Consider the following 17,675-nt stretch of genomic DNA (forward strand, 5'->3'; position numbering starts at 1 on the left):
TATTGGTTATTGGTTATTGGTTAATGGTTAATGGTTAATGGTTAATAGAGAAGCATAAAAAAGGCCGAGATAACTATCTCGGCCTTTTTGTTTCAATCAAATAACTTGATTAGATTACCAGATTTTTACGCGCTTCTCTGGTGCTAGGTACATCTTGTCACCTTCTTTGAGGCCATAGGCTTCATAGAATTCAGGCATGTTAGACAAGGCGCCTAAGGCACGGAAGTGACCTGGTGAATGTGGATCAGTGGCTACGCGATTACGCATAGCTTCTTCTTTCATTTTCACGCGCCAGATTTGGGTGAAGCCCATGAAGAAACGTTGATCGCCTGTTAGACCGTCAATTACCGGCGCTTCTTTGCCATTCAATGACATCTTGTACGCTTTATACGCGATAGTAACGCCAGATAAGTCACCGATGTTTTCGCCTAAGGTTAGTTCACCATTCACATTTAGGTCATCATACACTTGATAACCACTGTACTGGGCGATTAAGGCATTACCTTTAGCGGTAAAGGCTTTAAGATCGCTTTCAGTCCACCAATCACGCATATTGCCTTCGCCATCAAACTTGGCACCTTGGTCATCAAAACCATGGCCCATTTCGTGACCAATCACCGCACCAATACCACCGTAGTTCACTGCATCATCAGCGTCTAGGTTGAAGAAAGGTGGTTGTAAAATCGCTGCAGGGAACACGATTTCATTCATGGTTGGGTTGTAATAAGCGTTAACCGTTTGCGGGGTCATGTGCCATTCGTCTTTATCGATTGGCGCGCCTAATTTAGCAAGGGACTTAGCGTGCTCAACTTCACCTGCGCGCATCGCATTACCCACTAAGTCGTCAGACTTGATGGTTAACTTGCTGTAGTCTGCCCACTTGTTTGGGTAACCAATTTTAGGATTGAATTTTGCGAGCTTGTCTTTGGCAGCGACTTTGGTTTCTGCACTCATCCAGTCTAATGAATCTATGCTTGAGCCGTAAGCTCCGCGCAGGTTTTCCACTAGGCCACTCATACGCTCTTTCGCTTCAGGCACAAAATGACGCTTAACGTACACTTTACCAACCACTTCGCCTAAGGTGCTGCTTACTGTAGCAACGCCGCGCTTCCAGCGTGGCTCTTGCTCAGTCTGACCATTAAGTGTTTTAGAGAAAAACTCAAAGTTTTCAGTATCTAAGGCTTCAGATAAATTATTAGCCGTGTGAGTCAGTAACTGCCATGACAGGTAAGTTTTCCAAGTGGCAAGATCTGTGGTCTTGATAACTTCATTTAGGCCTTGGATGAAGCTTGGTTGGTTGATGATGATATCTGCTTGCTTATCGCCACCTAAAGTCGTTAGGTAAGCTGTCCAGTCTATATCTGGTGCTAGCGTTGGCAGGTCTTTAACTTGATACAAGTTATAGGTCTTAGTGCTGTCACGGGTTTCAACCACATCCCAATGCTGTTCAGCAATTGCCGTTTCTAATGCCATGATGGTTTTAGCGCTGGCTTTGCCATCTTTGAATCCCGCTAAATCAAACATTTTTTCGATGTGAGCAAGGTAAGCGGCACGAATGCCAACATAACGCTCAGAATCATTAAAGTAGTAATCTTTTTCTGGCAGGCTTAAACCATATTGCCAAATGTGGGTCGCGTAACGGCTGGAGTTTTTCGCATCGACATCGATATAAAACGCCATTGGTGTGCCCATGCCTTTGATTTGGCTGTGGGCAAAGTAATTAACTAAGTCAGTCTTATTGGCGATGGCGTTAATTTTATCAAGCTCGCCTTGAATAGGCTGAATGCCAAGTTTGTTCAAGGTTTCAACGTCCATGAATGCACGGTACAGATCGGCCACTTTTTGCTCGTCACTGCCTTCGGCTAAATCTTTCATTGCCGCCACTTCTTCAATAATGGCTTTGACGTCATCACGGGCTTTTTCACGTAGGTCGTAGAAAGCGCCTATATTAGTGCGGTCCCCTGGAATTTCCGCCGTTTTCATCCAAGCGCCGTTAACGTACATGTAAAAGTCATCTTGGGGCCGAATACTTTTGTCTATGTTGTCAAATGTAATGCCTGAAGTCAGGACTTTTTCAACGGCAGCAGCGGTTGCTGTTTTGGTTGTTTCATTTTTCGCATTAACATCTGCGTTGTTATCTGAACAGGCACTCAGTCCTGCGATAAGCGAGGCACAAAGTCCCCCAATAACTAATTTTTTCATCTTGTTTCCTTGGCATTATTAAATGTTGCCCTTCAGTGGGGCTTGGATACAGTGTTATATAAATAAAGCAGTTGATGCTGTCCAAAACCGTACAGTACGCGCACACTTAGCATCAATTCATCGCGTATTCTTCTGCACACTATGTTAATGCTAAAGCACTAATGTTAACAAGGCTCTGCGGGGTGTTTTTAGTGTCAAAAAAGGACTTAAAGTAGCAATATGTGTAACTAAAAATGTAAATGGGCCGTAGAGAGTAAGTGTAAAGTGAACACAAGGCTTTGCCTTTATCGCCTTGGGCCTCATAATGTAGCCAAATTAGCTCCCTTTTTATGGGAGTGGTATAAGCAAAGATTGGGTATTATTACAGTGCGTTTAGATAAATTTATTACAGAAGCCTCTGAGCTTAGCCGTTCGTCAGCCAAAAAGGCTTTACACCGTAGTGATGTCACCTGTGATGGGGTGGTCGTTAAGGATTCAGGTTTTAAAGTCGAACCCGGTACTCGGGTGTGCCTAGAAGGCCGTGAGCTTACATTGTTTGGTGTACGCTACCTGATGCTGAATAAGCCGGTTGATACCATTTGCTCAACCATAGATGAGATGTACCCTTCAGTGTTGAGTCTAGTGGATATTGAGAAAACCAGTAATTTACATATTGCTGGGCGTTTGGATGCTGATACTACGGGTTTGGTGTTAATTACCAGTGACGGACAGTGGTCTCATCGGGCGACATCACCAAAAAAAGATTGTGGTAAACGTTATTTAGTGGAAGTTGCCGAGCCTTTAGATGACAGCTTGATTAAAGTTTTTGCCGAGGGAATCGCCCTTAGAAATGAAGATGGCCTGACCAAGCCTGCCAAGCTTGAAATTATTGCTAGCCATAGTGCTAGGCTGACTATTACTGAAGGCAAGTATCATCAAGTAAAGCGAATGTTTGCTGCTACTGGCAATGCGGTTGTTAAGTTGCATCGTGAATGTGTAGGTGGAATAGAGCTTGATCCTGCACTTGGTTTGGGTGAGTGGCGTTACCTGACTCAAGCTGAAATTGACGCGATTTAAGGTTTACTTATTTGCAGGCAAGGGCTTTGAAGGCAAATGTGCCGTGATAAAAGCCTGAACTTGTGACATAAACACAATTAAACTGCTAACGCTTCTATTTTAGTCATTAAATCCCTTGGCCCACGTCAGGGGATTTTTATTATTGAATACCATTTACCTCTGAACTGCTTACCTTCAATTATCCGCTTTTGCTTGAATATCGCTCTCTAAGGCTTGTTAATAAAAGGTTTCAATAAAAGTGATTGTTTATAATGACAAAAATTGTTTCTTGCTAATACTTCTCAACTTATTTGGTTTTGAGCCGCTATTGAACATGAAATAAATGCCTTGTCATAAAAGCTTCATCAAATTATTTAAGATCCTGTTGATTTGTGATTGAGCTATTTGAGGGTTTGACAACTATATTATTTACTCACATGAGTAATTTCATGTACTAGGTCACGGACTAATCTAGGTAATGAGTGGAATGATTCCATGTAATTTAATTGTGTAACTTATTTTACGAATTTTATGAAACATCAAAAATTAAGGATTCCAGATGCTTATTCGCTCAAAATTAATGCTCAGTGCCGCCGTATCCATTGGCGCGTTAATTGCTATGTTTGCTTTGCAGCAATATTCGAGCAGCCAGCAAGCTGAGCTGACCTCAGCAGAGCTTAACGTCGGTGAAATTGAGCTTAAAGTGCTCAGTTTGCGCAAAGAGGAAAAAGATTTTATGTCGCGCCTCGATCTTAAGCATGTTGAGCTGCATGGAAAACATATTCAAGCTATTAAGCTATTGGGCAAAGATATCATCCAAGTACTCGACTCTCACGGTATTCCTAGTGTAGAGCTAGATAGCTTATTAGCCAGTATTGAAAATTATCAGACTATTTTTACTGAAATTGTGGCTTTGCAAACTGAAATTGGCTTAACGCCAAAATCTGGGCTCTACGGTAATTTAAGGACTAAGGTCCATGAAATTGAACAAATCCTCGATACTGCGGGGCAAGAGCGCTTAACTGTGCTGATGCTGCAACTTAGGCGCAATGAAAAAGACTTTATGCTGCGAAGAGATCCGAGTTATGTGGATAAGTTTAGCGCCAACGTCAGTGTGTTCAAAACTGCACTATCTCAATCGAGTCTAGACATTCGGCAAGTTTCTCAGTTACAGGATTTGATGGATAGATATCAACAAGCCTTTAACGGCCTTACTGATAAAGAACGTCAATTCGGCTTGACTCCAGATGACGGCAAGATGGCGGTGCTGCGTGATGCGATTCATAAAACAGAAGAAGATATTGATGACTTACACCAGCAAACTAAAACGGCTATCAAGCAAGCTGAAGAAAACGGTTTACTGTTTGGGCTTATTATCTTTATTTTAATTGCAGTGGCCTTATCTGTGGCAACTTACTTAATTATTCGCAGTATTATCGACCCAGTAAATAAAATTAATAGCGTTATCAGTGAAATAGAGAAAAGCAAAAACCTGACCTTAAGGTGCGATACTTCAAGTGGTGATGAGTTAGCTCGGATTGCGCTGCACTTTAATCGCATGGTAGAAAGCTTTCAGCAGCTTATTGAACAAGTGAATGATTCAGTGACAGCAATGAATCATTCCTGTCATGAACTCTCTGTCAATGCCTCAGCTGCATCAGAAGGCATGGCAAAGCAGCTTAATGAGACTGACATGGTGGCCACTGCAATTACTGAAATGGGCGCGACTATTGATGAAATTGCCAATAACACTGAGCTTGCGGCAACTAAGGCCAGTCAGACTCATGAGAACGCACAAAGCGGACTTCACAGTGTTGAACAAACCATCAGTAAGATCCAGCAATTATCGGCACAGCTGAATGATTCATCCAGCGTTATTTCTGAGCTTGAAAAGGACAGTAATACCATTGGTAGTGTGCTCGATGTTATTCGCGGTATCGCCGAGCAGACCAATCTATTGGCATTGAATGCTGCGATTGAAGCGGCAAGAGCGGGTGAGCAAGGCCGTGGTTTTGCGGTGGTGGCTGACGAAGTGAGAAGTCTCGCCATGCGCACGCAATCTTCCACAGCTGAAATTGCCGCCATTATTCAGACCCTTCAAACTCGTACGCGTTCCATAGTGCAGTTGATGGAAGTTAGCCAGCGTCAAGGCATTGAGAGTGCAGAACAAGCGGCAGGAGCTGGAAGCTTACTAAAGAAAATAAACGACGATGTTACCAATATTATGGACATGAGCACCCAGATTGCCGCTGCCATTGAAGAGCAAAGCATGGTGGCCTCTGAAGTGAATAAGAATGTGGTGGTTATTAGGGATATTGCTGATGAATCATCGCAAACTGCAGAAGAAAATGCGGCATCCTCTGAGGATGTGAGGCAAAGAGCGGCGAGCCTTAGTACTGCAGTGAGTAAATTTAAGGTTAAATAATCCATCACTGGGCTATTAAGAAGCGCCTATTTATTTCGATAACAAAAATGCCTGCGATAAGCAGGCATTTTTTATGGCAATCTTTACTAACCACTAACCACTAACCACTAACCAGCAACTAAAAGGTATTAGTTTGTTGATGTTTTTACGCCATCAGGCGTACCCATTAACAGTACATCAGCGCCGCGATTAGCAAATAAGCCATTGGTCACTACGCCAACGATAGCATTGATTTGAGTTTCTAATGCCTTAGGGTTCAATATTTTAAGGTTATAGACATCTAAAATCACATTGCCATTGTCCGTGATAACCCCTTGACGATAAACAGGGTCGCCACCCAATTTAACCAGTTGACGGGCCACATAAGAGCGGGCCATAGGGATCACTTCAACAGGTAATGGAAATTCACCTAATACGTCGACTTGCTTAGTATTGTCGACGATACAGATGAACTTATCGGCCACAGCGGCGACAATTTTTTCACGAGTTAGGGCTGCACCGCCACCTTTAATCATGTCCATATGGGCATTGATTTCATCGGCACCATCGACATAAACAGAAAGCTCTGACACTTCGTTTAAGTCAAATACATCAATACCTAAAGCTTTCATCTTTTCAGTTGAAGCAACTGAGCTTGAAACTGCGCCTTTGATATTATGTTTAATTGTGGCTAGTGCATCGATGAAATGGTTAACTGTTGAGCCTGTGCCTACGCCAACAATGGTGTCCATTTCTACGTATTTTAGTGCAGCCCAGCCAGCGGCTTTTTTCATTTCATCTTGTGTCATAGTGCTTCCTAAATTTGCTCTTGAAAGATCATATAATTGGCGCAATTATAATGAAAATTACGGATGAATTATATGAACAAGATCCAAGAAACAGTGTTTGCTTAACCAAGGGCTTAAATTTACTGAGTTTATGGTCATTATTCGCCGTAAAGCCGGGCTTGTTTAAAAGCGTTGAGTACTCGGATATTGATATCGCTGGAAAATTTCCGCTCTAATCGTACGTCCATGACATAGGCTTTAATGGTGAGTAACAGCAAGTGCTCACCGAAGCGAAAGTCACTTGAGATCATCACTTTAATGGGTTTATTTAAGAAGGTATAGGGCGAGCATTGGGTGGCCTCTTTTGCTAGCGCAATGGCTGTTTGGTGGTCGATATGGATAGGCAAGCAAAAGTTGATTACCACCATTTCATCTAAAGCACCGCTATTTGAGTTAGAGACAGCGGTTTTCAATGCTTCAGCATTAGGAACCATGACAGTATTATCATCAAAGGTGCGTAACCAGGTGACGCTCCACTCAAGTTTAATGACTTCACCATAATGACCTGCCAATGTCACCATATCACCGACTCGATAAGGTGGATTTAGCATTATGATAAAACCTGCGATCAAGTTTTTAGCTGGCTCCTGAGTCGCTAAGCCTATGACTATACTTATCGAGCCAATAACCGCTAACACTAGATTTTCATGGGGATTAAGTATGCCAATAATGGCGTACATTATGACTCCGCCCCAAGTAAATAAACGAATAAAGGGATACAAGCGGTTGAGCAGTAATCGGTGTTTTGGCAATTTGAGTGTGAGCTTAGCTAAGGAGAATTGTGCAAACACTAAAAATAACCAAGCAACAGCGCAGATGATAAAGACAGCGAGTATTTTTTCTAAAGAGATCATGGCCAAAATTGCTTGTAAGGCGTTACGAGAGTCTTCCATAATTTGGCCTTATTTGAATAGTTTATTGTTATTAACTAGGTGGTTAGCCACTATCTTGGTGAGACAGGTGGGCACCTCATATCTGTGGGCTGCAAAGTCATGCTGCACATATTGTGGCAGTAATAACCCTTGGCGGCTTAGGTATTCCAGCTTAAGGCTGCTCCGCTCTATGCTAGACGCAAATATGTCGGCATGTTGTTTCACACTCAAACCCGCATGTACATAGACTTCAGCCAAGGTAAACAAGTCTTCATCACTGCAGGTTTTTAAGGTGCCTATGTCTATTTCTCTGAGTTCGATTAAGTCATTTTTTTGCTGGTCATCTTGGGCTATAGCATCCAATAACAACAGGCTAGCAAGTTTAGGGTGGCCTAAGCTAATTGAATGTAATTGTTTGCAAATCTGCTGCGTTAATCTTGGAGCTTCTTGGTCGTTTGAGAGTTCAAGGTCAGCGAATTTCTGAGTGAGCATTTGCTCCATTTCGTCGACGCTGAAATAGTCGAGTTTGATAATCGTCTTAATGAAGTTATTTATTTGATATTGGGAGGTCAGTCGTTGCCAGGCGAAAGATTCACAGCCAAATATCCAGCAATGTTTAGCACGGGTTTCCATTAAAATGGTAGCAAAGGTGACTAAAGCTTGGTAATTCCCCATGATCCGCACCATGAGTTTATGCATATTATCTATCAGTAATACTTGAGGTATTTGCTGATTGATAAGCTTAATCGCTTGGGTGATTGAGCTTGGGGCTTGTTTGATATTAAAGCAGGCATACAAATGAGCTATGGCCTCTTTGGCTGATAAAGGGGCTTGGTAGAAGCTGACAAAAGTTATCGACGTGGTGGATTGATTTTGATGGGACGTCCTAAAAGCATTAAGCAGTGAACTTAACCCAGAACCAAAAGGCGCCACGATACAAGTCAGTTCACCTTGACTCTCACGCCACAGCTCCAATGCTGCTTCAAGTTGATTGAGGGCTTCTGTACGGCCAATAAAGTGTGGTAATTCGGCAACAGGAAAGGACAAAGGTAAGTCACATTGTTTGCGGGTTTGTAATTGACGAGTTTTATTGGCTACGTCCTTGAGGCTAAGTTTAATGGCTTGCTCTGAGGTTTCTTCAGGGGCTGCAGAGAACCAACTTTGCCATTGGCTGAGTGCTAATTGATACACTTTTGAGGCTAAGGGAAATGGATTGTCCATGAGAATTCTCAATGCTGTTAATCGCTATGGGTTGGTATTGCTGATATTTAACCCGTTGAATAAAAGGTTTTTGGCTAAATACTTAAGCCGATTGAGCTGTTATCAGCTGAGTATGATTGCGCTGAACTTAATATAGCATATTGAATTTAAATGAATTGAAGTTCTTCTGTCCATAGCTACATCAGTGAAAATCTACTTTGCTGATTAGACTGTATTCCCAGTATTTCAACAATAGATTATACTTGAATTTGCCGGATGTCGGCGTGCATGATTATTCAATCTACTCAGTGAAGCTTCTAATGAAAAATCGTCTTTTATCAAGTTCTTTTTACCGTGTTTTCAGCAAATCTTTAGTACTAGCTACGCTGTTTTTTAGTGTATCTACTCATGTTTATGCTGCGCAGCAGGAGCTGGCTTCTAGCAGTGGCATGCTGGTGGACCTTAACACTGACGAAGTACTGTATTCCAGTAATCCTGACAGAGTCATGCCTATAGCGTCAATTACCAAATTGATGACAGCCATGGTTACTTTAGATGCAAAATTACCATTGAATCAAAAAATTAGTATTAAAATTAATGAAACAAAAGAGATGCGCAATGTTTACTCAAGAGTGCGTATTGGCAGTGAAGTGACCCGAAAAGAGATGTTGTTACTGGCATTAATGTCATCAGAAAACCGCGCGGCAGCAAGCCTTGCACATCATTACCCAGGTGGTTATTCTGCTTTTATACGCGCCATGAATGATAAAGCCAAAGCCCTAGGCATGACTAAATCAAGTTTTGTTGAACCCACAGGGCTTTCACGACAAAACGTCTCTAGTGCAAGGGATTTAGTTAAGCTACTTAAGGCCAGTGAAGGCTACCCATTATTAGGTGAACTTAGCTCTACTGAAAAAAAGACAGTAACTTTCACTAAGCCTTGGTACAAGTTGGATTTTCGGAACTCTAACCGCTTAGTGTTTAAAAATAATTGGAACATTCATTTAACCAAGACGGGCTTTACCAATGATGCTGGTCGCTGCCTTGTGATGCGCACTGTGATGAATAAGCGCGAAGTGGCTTTTGTGGTGCTTGATGCTTTTGGTAAACTAACGCATTTAGCCGATGCTAATCGTTTAAAGAATTGGCTTGAAACCGGTAGAGTAACCCCGATCCCTGCATCGGCGAAGCAATACAAAAAACAACGTACGCTCTAAATTATTAGCAATAACAATAAAGGCCCAAGTTGATCATACAACTTGGGCCTTTATTGTTATTGGGCTACAGGAGGCTAGTTAAAGCTATTCATTACCTCTGAAGCTAAAGTCTCAGCAATAATTCGGTGAGTTTTAGTGCTTGGGTGGGTGACATCCCAGAACATATAACTGTCTGAACCATAGGTGGCACAATCATTTCTTAGTGCGTGGCTGTGAAGATAATCGGCTGCAGAGCTGCGGTTTATATCTAAACATGCATGGGTGGTGTTACGTAAGTCATAATTGGCTGGATATTGCATGATATTAGATAATAATTCTTCAGTATCAAATAATTGCACATTAATGCCTCTATGCTGCATTTGAGTCACCAGCTCACGAGCAAAGGCATTAAAAGTATCTATTTTTTGTTTTATTAAGGCTGCTTTACCTGGCTCACTGTACATGAATTGTGGTGCGACAGTGGCATCGGGAAGATTTAATACCAAAATATTATGGGCGCCGCTATCCTCGAGTTTTTCCAATGCACGTTTAAAATCAGCGGTCACAGCATTGGCGGAGCGATCGTAGTTGATAAAGTCATTTAAACCGAATTCTAAGGTAAATAAGGTTTTTTTCGGTTCATAGCTTTTAGCATATTCCATGTACTGAGTATAAGACTTTACTTGGTCTAAAATGCCTGACAGTAGCACGTATTGAGTCGAACCCGCCGCGCCACCGACAGCCCAATTGTATAAAGGTAATTTTTCTTGTTGGGCAAGATATTCTGTCCACACAAAGCCATTACTGAAATGACCTAAAAACCAGGCATTCGCATTGGGAAATAGCCATTGGCTACCATTAAAAATATTGCCTGTATCTGAAATGCTGTCACCGAAACTGACTATCTTATCTACTGATGGTGTCACGCTGTTGGTATTACTCCAAATACTGTGATTATAAGACCAGCGGTTATCGGCGGCGAAAAAGCTGATATCTGCTTCTGGGTGATTAGCTCCTAATGTTGCACGGCATTTATTCATGATCTTAGTTTGTGAGTCATTGGTGTAAAACATATTTTTAAATGATACTGCGCTGTACCAGTAGCCGCTGAGCTTGTAATAGCTGCCATCGTCATTGAGTGCCCACTCCCAATCTGTGGACACATCATCATGACTAGCTTGAGGGCGGTACCAACACCTTACATAAGTATAGGTTTGCTTGGCTTGTACGCTGGAAACCGCTTGTATTTCGTTGCTGGCAGCTGCCGTAAAACTTGTGCTTGCAAATGCTGAGCACAATAATATAGGAATAAGTCGGCTAGCGTATTTGAGTGTATTTTTCATGGGTTACCTTTATCTGGTCAGTAGCTATTTAGTATATTGTTTAATCATGTTTTTTATCAAAACTGTAATATATTAGGGCAAGTTTAATAATTCTGGATGGGCGATAAATACCCTTATTCTTTTGATTTCATTGCTAGAAAAATGCTGTTTAAGGTAGTTATCCTGCTGCCGAATGTGTGCTTGCTGGGAGAGAGGCTCTGTTTCAAGTTTGGCTGTAAGCACTGCGCTAAAGGCCAAGTAATCATTAACTTTGGTTTGCCATTGTTGGTTGCGCTGTTGAAACTGCTGGACTCTTTGCTGGATATCAGGACTCCACAGCGCAACTTTGGCGCTATGTTCTGGATCGCCAGCAGCTTCAAATGGTGCGTTCTGGAGTGCATTCGCTATAGTTTGCGCATCAAGACTAGGCTGAATAGCACTTTGTGACGCTTCATCCAATTGACTGATTTGATAAGCTAATAACTGCTGTTTCTGAGTTGCAGTAAGGCTTGGGTCTTGGCGAATATCAACGCGGGCTAGCGCATGGCGATCGTAGTTATTTTCCTGCTCGAAAAAGGCTGAAATTTCAATTTCATTGAAGTGTACTTGTTGCAGCTTATAGACTTGGTTTAGCAATGCCGATGCGGCATGTATATCAACAAAGTCCATGCTTAATTGACTAGGCTTAAGGTTTGCCAGCGCCATGGTGTACAAGCGGTAGCGGCTAAATAAGTCATGGAGCTGCCTTTGGCCGTATTCAGATAAGGATAGGTTGCTGGCTAATTGATTGAGCAATTCTGTGGCACTGTTTTTATTTGCCGCTATGGTTTGCAAGGTCAAGATGATGTCGTCAAACTGACGCCTAAGCTGCAGGCTAATCACTAATTCCTTGGCATTCCATTCTTTAATGTCCCGTTGTTTTGCACTTAACTTTTTTATACCTAGCTCTTTGGTATCCCATTCCTTAGCATGCGGTTTTTGAGTATCAAAGGCATTAAAAGTATCCAAGCTGGCATGCATGTTGGCTTGAGTGCCAGCTTGGGGAGCTGCCTTGGCTCGTCCTTGTTGCAATACATACACAATGACAAGCCCAAGTAGGAATAAGCAAACCGCTAGAATGCTTAATCTTACTAATCGCGGCGGCTTAATTGATGGCTCTTGAGGCATGATTATAATCCCAATTGACGCAAGCGTATCATATGCTGACGGTAAAGGGTCACAGGGTTAGTTTCAAACCAGCTAGTGATCCCAAAGGTATGATTCACTTCATCTAGATGGTTCATGGTGTAATTGTCTTTAATGACTTTACCCACATGCGAGCTGCAACTTGAAACTAAGCCATCATTGGGTTCATTAAACACTAAGCTGGTGAGCTTAAGGCCATAATCTATGGGGTCTAACGCATTAGTAAAAGGTTTGGCCCCTGACCAAGAAAAGTAATGCACGCCATTAGTTGCCAAGGACTGCCCTTGGCCGCAATACTGGCTTGGCATGCCCTCAGGATAGCGCTGATTAAAAGCAATTGAGCCCTCAGTTGTTAAAGATTGGGTCATGGCCAAGCTGTCTTGGGGGCGCTGGGGGCTACCTGAAACTCCTGCGATGACTCGGGCTAAAGTATCTAACCCTTGCTTAATTAGCCACTCACTTGCTGAGTCTGTCGGCACTTGGCCGCGCATAAAGTCAGCGAAGCGACTGCCCCAATTGACGCCGCCAATAGAGGTCACAGAAGCGACCATTTCAGGACTGACACTGGCGACATACCTGACGGTCGGTCCACCATGGCTATGACCTATGAGGTTGACTTTTGTGGCACCGGTTTGAGCCAATACGGCCTGAACATAGGTGCGTAATTGCTCACCGCGGACTTCGGTTGAGTTAGCCGCAGACACGCTGGCAACAAAAACTTGTGCACCTTCTTGCTGCATGGCTTGGGGAATACGGTAGAAATAATCTACTCCCCAAATATCATCGAAACCAAAAATGCCATGAACCATGACGACAGGGTAATTAAGTGGTGTGCCAGCAGCTTGACCTGCGCTGCTGGCACAAGAGAGTAATAGGGTGCAGGCATAAATCCATTTTTTCATGGTGCTTTCCTCAAGATTAGCGATCATTAGTATTTATATTTCTGTGTCAGTCTTGTTGGGCTGACTTGAGTGAGTCATTGGCTAGCATTTAGAAACCAGTACCCAGATACAGTAAATATTACCAATAGGTTAAATATTTGTTAAATGCAATGGTTGTTTGAATCGCTCCTCAGTGAGGAAAGCATTAGGCTTAACTGTTTAAAACGACCAATTTTCTGAAGGCTTAAGCATACAAGGATAATTTACTGGTAGTTAAACGTGAGTTTGTTTTTTAATGACCGAGAATAAAAATAAGCATTTTTTAGAATAAAAGCTCAATTTTCAATGTATTAGTTGAGCTTTAACTCTAATGTTATGGCTTTTTATTGCATAGAGAGGTGGGGAGGCTTTTACCGTCATTTTGTTTGAACAGCGGAGCTTTAAGGCCGATTAATGGTTTTAAGCCGATTTTTGTGGTCTACAATTTAGCTAGCGGATTTGAGTTCGTACACTTTTATTATCATGCTTTATGAGCCTAACTTAGATTTCAATCGGATTAACTTATGGTAATAGTGACCGTTAATCTGCAATTACAGTTATAAGTTAAGGCTTATGACTCATAAAGTCGTTTCGATACCGATTTTAGGATGTGAGGTCAGGACATGGATATCCAACAAATTGCACAAGTGTTACTTCAATGGGGACCGGCTGGTGCGGTTGCTGTGTTAATCATCATAGTAGAAAGTAAGCTTAGGGCGAGGTGGGACAGCGTAAAGGGTAAAGAGCGGCGCATGTGTGCGTGGCTTTATTTGGGTAACTGGGTGTTTATTGCCTCGCTACTTATGGTGGTGTCTTATCATTGGTCTGTTGAGCAGCTCGGGCAAAATAGAACCGGCATCTTGATGTCAGGCATAGTGTTAGATTTAAACACTAATCTTAAAGTTAACAATACTATCAGAACCTTATACACCAGAAATGAACTCAGTCATTGGCTTAAAAATGTTCATTGGCATTACACGGGTGATAAATTACCTAGCCATTTTGCCATTCGTATTGAGGATGATATCACTCGCAATTTTTATGATTATCAATTACCGCTGGATAAAATTACCGATCTGCGGGATGTACAATTATTGTATCAAGGTAAAAAACTCTGGTTAAAAACCCCCTCTCGTAATCTAGAGCTGGTGGTTAGCCACTCCGCCGCGGGTGAGTTAGATGTTAATGCAGCACTGCCTTTACGCCCAAGTGTATTGTCGCCAAGTCATCCTTTCTTTAGCCTGATAAGCCAAGCTCATGCCGCTGAAGAGGTGGATATCTCACTGGTGATGCAGGCTCTAGAAGCAGATGACTCCTACATTCGTCAATTTGCCAGCCAATATTTGGTGGATAATATAGTGAGCCTAACGCCCATTATTGAGCAAACCTTATTAAAGCAGGGCGCCAGTATTGGCGTTCAGTTAGGGCTAGTTACTGCCTTAGCCAGGGCTTCATCTGCAGATTTAGGGGTAAAAGATAACTGGCATGTAAGCGGCGCGGTGCAGCTTAAAATTGCTGAGCTGGCATTTAGTGACAATACAGCACTTGCCGCTCAAGCGAAGCGTTTTCTTATTCGTAATGTGTCGGCGCAGACGTTTTCAGAATTACAGGCCTATTGCGAATTGTCTGCAGTAAAAGACACTCCAAAGGCGGCACGCTGTGCTTATTTGTTATTTGATACGGCTTATAATTTGGCGATTGCTCAGTGGCTCTCATCGCAGCATTTATCTGAAGATGATGAATTAGTACAAGTGAAAAATGCCGTTAATTTACTTCAAAGTAATAGCGACTTATGGCGTTTTTCAGGGGCTGAAACTCAAGTGCAATTTGCTAAAAATGATTATGGTATTGCTTTACTCAGCCATGAAATCGCGAAGTTGTATGAATTAAGGAAAAATCAAAAAGCTAAACAGTTGCATCAACAACAGGCTCTGGAGAGTTTTAAGCATCTAATTGATTTTATAGCGCTATATGATGAAAGTCATTATGACTACCCCCACCATATTTTACAGGCCAAGTGCTATATCAATAGCCCTGCGCAGGCCTGCTTTGATTTGTATATCAGCGAATAAGCCTTAGTATCAAGCTTGGGCTTTATGTTGGATCATGCCCTTAAGTACAATATCTTGATAGGTCACAATGCCGAGAATTTTACCATTGTCTATGATGGGGGATTTATTAATCCCAAAGCGCTCAAAAAGTCGTGCGGTATAACGGATATCCATATCTGAAGAGACGCTAAACACAGGTTTAATCATGATTTCATAGATGTTAATTCTAGCGGGTGATTTATCTTTTGCTAGCACATTACGGGCAATATCACTCATGAGTACCATGCCGTATTCATCATGTTCATGGCGCTTATTTACCAATAATATTTGCACTTTTTTTGCGATGGCAATGTCTATGGCTTCAGCCACAGTGTGCATACCATCCACCATGGCATAGTCTTGGTTCATCACATCTTGATTACGCACGGGTTTAATAGGGTTCATATCTGATCCTCGATATCTTTACTGAGCTTTTTCACTTGATGGGCTACGCCAACCGCATCTTCCACATCGATTTGAATGGCGATGCCTTTGCCTTTATTGGTGTCAAATTCGCCCGCTTTACTGATGGTTTCTAAAATGCCGCGACTCATATGCTCCTCAACGAGAAACAAAATTACATCTCGCTGCACATCTAACGTCAGCCCCATGAAGGTGGTCTTTTTCTCCAGCCCTTCACCACGGGCATGGTTGATCACTGTAGCACCCGTAGCGCCTGCGGCTCTGGCAGCATCGAGTACCTTGTCGGTGACATCATCATCGACGAAAGCAATAATTAGTTTAAAGCGCATCTTGATGCTCCTTAAGAGATTTTCGGTTACTTAGAAATTCCACTATTTGGGCGTAACCCATCACAGTGATAATGGGAAATAAACTGGCGAAGGCGATAAGGCCAAAACCGTCAATAAGGGGATTGCGGCCTTCAACATTGGTGGCAAGTCCAAGGCCTAATGCGGCAACTAAAGGCACGGTAACCGTTGAGGTGGTCACGCCGCCAGAATCATAGGCAAGGGGGATTATCATCTTGGGGGCATAAAAGGTCTGGATAACCACAACCACATAACCGGCCATTATGTAGTAATGAATAGGAGAGCCCACCACAATGCGAAAGCACCCCAATGCAATACCAATGGCAACCCCAAAGGCCACCGACATTCGCAAACCTTGGATGCTAATAGTTCCGCCGGACACTTCGCTGGCTTTTATGGCGACCGCAATCAAAGAGGGTTCAGCAATGGTGGTGCTAAATCCAATGGCTGCGGCAAAAATGTACACCCAAATATAATCTTGCCAAATAAAGGGCGCAGCTAGGTCATTGGGGTGTAAAAAACTGACAGAGGTGAGCTGAGTCGCCATGCTTTGGCCCAGTGGAAATAACGCCATTTCAAGGCCCACAAGGAAGAAGCTCAAGCCAATAATGACATAAACAAAACCTAATAAGACTTTGCGCCAATTGGCAATAGGGCGCTTTAATACTCCCAGTTGAAAGCCAAACAGGATAACAGCTATAGGCACCACATCGCGCATGGTGAGCAATAAAGTTTGCAGTAATTCATTGAGTAAGCTCATAGCACCACCATGCAGTAAAGGAGCACGAAAATCATCGGCGTCAGGCTTGCAAACGCAATCAAGCCAAAACCATCTAGCATAGGGTTTCTACCTTTAATGGCGCTTGCAAGGCCAACCCCTAAGGCTGTAACAAGAGGAACGGTAATGGTTGAAGTGGTGACTCCACCGGAGTCGTAGGCAATGCCGATAATGTTCTCAGGGGCAAAGGCGGTGAGGATCATCACTGTGATATAGCCGCCGATGATCAAATAATGTATCGGCCAGCCCTTAAGAATGCGCACCACGCCGAGTAAAATTGCTAAGCCTACAGATAGTGCAACTGTTAATCTCAGTCCCATGGCATAGCTACCCATAGCTTCAGCTGTGCTTGCTATGGCGCCGCCTGTCGCTGCCACTTGTGCCGCCTCATTGGCAACCGCCGTGAGTGCCGGTTCGGCAAGGGTGGTACCAAAACCTAATGAAAAAGAGAATATCACCAGCCAAAATACACTGCCTTTACGGGCGAGTGCTTGAGCTAGGGAGCCACCGATAGGAAATAACCCCATTTCTAAACCAAAGACGAAAAAAGTGAGCCCAAGCACGATAAACACTAAGCCTATCATGATGGAGGCAAGGTTAGCTGGTGCCTGTTGCAGCACAAATATCTCGAAGAAACACACCACAAGAATGATAGGAATAAGATCTTTAAAGCTTGCCATCATGGCCGTTAGTAATTTAACTAGCGCAGACATCCATACTCCTGTAATTCAGCGTTAAAGGGGGAGGTTATGGGTCCAGCATGCGCTAAAGCTTGTCTTGTTAGCAAATAATTGCCAGTTTAGTGTGTGTTAAACATGAACTAGATCAAATAATTGATTGGAAACTATGGTGA

15 protein-coding genes are annotated in these 17,675 nt (G+C 42.8%); 4 read left to right on the forward strand and 11 right to left on the reverse strand.

Annotated features, from left to right (window positions below):
• Window positions 1-114 precede the first annotated feature (114 nt).
• Entirely contained in the window at window positions 115-2,202 is a 2,088-nt protein-coding gene (locus H5073_RS15965; protein WP_182680564.1) for a M13 family metallopeptidase, read from the reverse strand.
• A gap of 366 nt (window positions 2,203-2,568) precedes the next feature.
• Between H5073_RS15965 and rsuA the strand changes: the two genes are divergently transcribed.
• Window positions 2,569-3,258 (forward strand): 16S rRNA pseudouridine(516) synthase RsuA, encoded by a 690-nt coding sequence (rsuA, locus tag H5073_RS15970; RefSeq protein WP_182680565.1) that lies wholly within the window; start codon window positions 2,569-2,571, stop codon window positions 3,256-3,258.
• Window positions 3,259-3,796: 538 nt separating this feature from the next.
• Window positions 3,797-5,662, forward strand: a complete 1,866-nt coding sequence (locus H5073_RS15975; protein ID WP_182680566.1) for a methyl-accepting chemotaxis protein — start codon at window positions 3,797-3,799, stop codon at window positions 5,660-5,662.
• Between the two features lie 128 nt (window positions 5,663-5,790).
• Here the strand turns inward: H5073_RS15975 and rpiA are convergent, their stop codons facing one another.
• The 3 genes from rpiA to H5073_RS15990 all read right to left on the reverse strand — a co-directional run bounded on the left by rpiA (window position 5,791) and on the right by H5073_RS15990 (window position 8,582).
• Window positions 5,791-6,450, reverse strand: a complete 660-nt coding sequence (rpiA, locus tag H5073_RS15980; protein ID WP_182680567.1) for a ribose-5-phosphate isomerase RpiA — start codon at window positions 6,448-6,450, stop codon at window positions 5,791-5,793.
• Window positions 6,451-6,587: 137 nt separating this feature from the next.
• Window positions 6,588-7,382: a mechanosensitive ion channel family protein gene (locus H5073_RS15985; RefSeq protein ID WP_182680568.1), complete on the reverse strand. Its 795-nt coding sequence runs from the start codon at window positions 7,380-7,382 to the stop codon at window positions 6,588-6,590.
• Between the two features lie 9 nt (window positions 7,383-7,391).
• The gene (locus H5073_RS15990) at window positions 7,392-8,582 is read right to left on the reverse strand and encodes an ATP-binding protein (RefSeq protein ID WP_182680569.1); all 1,191 of its coding nucleotides are present in this window, start codon (window positions 8,580-8,582) and stop codon (window positions 7,392-7,394) included.
• A gap of 299 nt (window positions 8,583-8,881) precedes the next feature.
• Here H5073_RS15990 and pbpG point away from each other — a divergent pair, with 299 nt between their 5' ends.
• Window positions 8,882-9,778 (forward strand): D-alanyl-D-alanine endopeptidase, encoded by an 897-nt coding sequence (pbpG, locus tag H5073_RS15995; RefSeq protein WP_182680570.1) that lies wholly within the window; start codon window positions 8,882-8,884, stop codon window positions 9,776-9,778.
• Window positions 9,779-9,852: 74 nt separating this feature from the next.
• On the opposite strand, the gene H5073_RS16000 is transcribed toward pbpG, so the two are convergent.
• The 3 genes from H5073_RS16000 to H5073_RS16010 form a co-directional block, all read right to left on the reverse strand.
• Window positions 9,853-11,100 carry an SGNH/GDSL hydrolase family protein gene (locus H5073_RS16000; protein ID WP_182680571.1) on the reverse strand — a complete coding sequence of 416 codons (1,248 nt, stop codon included), beginning with the start codon at window positions 11,098-11,100 and terminating at the stop codon, window positions 9,853-9,855.
• 72 nt (window positions 11,101-11,172) lie between these two features.
• A complete protein-coding gene (locus tag H5073_RS16005; RefSeq protein WP_182680572.1) occupies window positions 11,173-12,246 on the reverse strand; it encodes a lipase secretion chaperone in 1,074 nt (357 codons plus the stop codon).
• A 2-nt stretch (window positions 12,247-12,248) separates the two neighbouring features.
• Window positions 12,249-13,166, reverse strand: a complete 918-nt coding sequence (locus H5073_RS16010) for a triacylglycerol lipase (protein WP_182680573.1) — start codon at window positions 13,164-13,166, stop codon at window positions 12,249-12,251.
• A 641-nt stretch (window positions 13,167-13,807) separates the two neighbouring features.
• Between H5073_RS16010 and H5073_RS16015 the strand changes: the two genes are divergently transcribed.
• A complete protein-coding gene (locus H5073_RS16015) occupies window positions 13,808-15,256 on the forward strand; it encodes a hypothetical protein (RefSeq protein WP_182680574.1) in 1,449 nt (482 codons plus the stop codon).
• 9 nt (window positions 15,257-15,265) lie between these two features.
• On the opposite strand, the gene H5073_RS16020 is transcribed toward H5073_RS16015, so the two are convergent.
• Genes H5073_RS16020 through H5073_RS16035 form a run of 4 tightly spaced genes read right to left on the reverse strand, consistent with a single transcriptional unit; the run spans window position 15,266 to window position 17,535 of the window.
• Window positions 15,266-15,679, reverse strand: coding sequence for a CBS domain-containing protein (locus H5073_RS16020; protein WP_182680575.1), 414 nt, complete (start codon window positions 15,677-15,679; stop codon window positions 15,266-15,268).
• Window positions 15,676-16,026 (reverse strand): P-II family nitrogen regulator, encoded by a 351-nt coding sequence (locus tag H5073_RS16025; protein ID WP_182680576.1) that lies wholly within the window; start codon window positions 16,024-16,026, stop codon window positions 15,676-15,678. The genes H5073_RS16020 and H5073_RS16025 overlap by 4 nt, the downstream gene beginning before the upstream one ends.
• Complete coding sequence (locus H5073_RS16030; RefSeq protein WP_182680577.1) at window positions 16,016-16,804, reverse strand: DUF1538 domain-containing protein; 789 nt, start codon at window positions 16,802-16,804, stop codon at window positions 16,016-16,018. The genes H5073_RS16025 and H5073_RS16030 overlap by 11 nt, the downstream gene beginning before the upstream one ends.
• A complete protein-coding gene (locus H5073_RS16035) occupies window positions 16,801-17,535 on the reverse strand; it encodes a DUF1538 domain-containing protein (protein ID WP_182680578.1) in 735 nt (244 codons plus the stop codon). The genes H5073_RS16030 and H5073_RS16035 overlap by 4 nt, the downstream gene beginning before the upstream one ends.
• Window positions 17,536-17,675: the final 140 nt, after the last annotated feature.

The sequence above is a fragment of the Shewanella sp. SR44-3 genome (assembly GCF_014163735.1).
GTDB lineage: Bacteria > Pseudomonadota > Gammaproteobacteria > Enterobacterales > Shewanellaceae > Shewanella.

Excerpts from the sequence above, each read along its gene's own strand:
- H5073_RS16005 (WP_182680572.1), bottom strand. The coding sequence starts at position 12,246 with ATGCCTCAAGAGCCATCAATTAAGCCGCCGCGATTAGTAAGATTAAGC.
- H5073_RS16010 (WP_182680573.1), bottom strand. The coding sequence starts at position 13,166 with ATGAAAAAATGGATTTATGCCTGCACCCTATTACTCTCTTGTGCCAGC.
- H5073_RS15990 (WP_182680569.1), bottom strand. The coding sequence starts at position 8,582 with ATGGACAATCCATTTCCCTTAGCCTCAAAAGTGTATCAATTAGCACTC.
- H5073_RS16015 (WP_182680574.1), top strand. The coding sequence starts at position 13,808 with ATGGATATCCAACAAATTGCACAAGTGTTACTTCAATGGGGACCGGCT.
- H5073_RS16020 (WP_182680575.1), bottom strand. The coding sequence starts at position 15,679 with ATGAACCCTATTAAACCCGTGCGTAATCAAGATGTGATGAACCAAGAC.
- H5073_RS16025 (WP_182680576.1), bottom strand. The coding sequence starts at position 16,026 with ATGCGCTTTAAACTAATTATTGCTTTCGTCGATGATGATGTCACCGAC.
- H5073_RS16000 (WP_182680571.1), bottom strand. The coding sequence starts at position 11,100 with ATGAAAAATACACTCAAATACGCTAGCCGACTTATTCCTATATTATTG.
- H5073_RS16035 (WP_182680578.1), bottom strand. The coding sequence starts at position 17,535 with ATGTCTGCGCTAGTTAAATTACTAACGGCCATGATGGCAAGCTTTAAA.
- H5073_RS15965 (WP_182680564.1), bottom strand. The coding sequence starts at position 2,202 with ATGAAAAAATTAGTTATTGGGGGACTTTGTGCCTCGCTTATCGCAGGA.
- H5073_RS15975 (WP_182680566.1), top strand. The coding sequence starts at position 3,797 with ATGCTTATTCGCTCAAAATTAATGCTCAGTGCCGCCGTATCCATTGGC.
- H5073_RS15985 (WP_182680568.1), bottom strand. The coding sequence starts at position 7,382 with ATGGAAGACTCTCGTAACGCCTTACAAGCAATTTTGGCCATGATCTCT.
- pbpG (WP_182680570.1), top strand. The coding sequence starts at position 8,882 with ATGAAAAATCGTCTTTTATCAAGTTCTTTTTACCGTGTTTTCAGCAAA.
- rpiA (WP_182680567.1), bottom strand. The coding sequence starts at position 6,450 with ATGACACAAGATGAAATGAAAAAAGCCGCTGGCTGGGCTGCACTAAAA.
- H5073_RS16030 (WP_182680577.1), bottom strand. The coding sequence starts at position 16,804 with ATGAGCTTACTCAATGAATTACTGCAAACTTTATTGCTCACCATGCGC.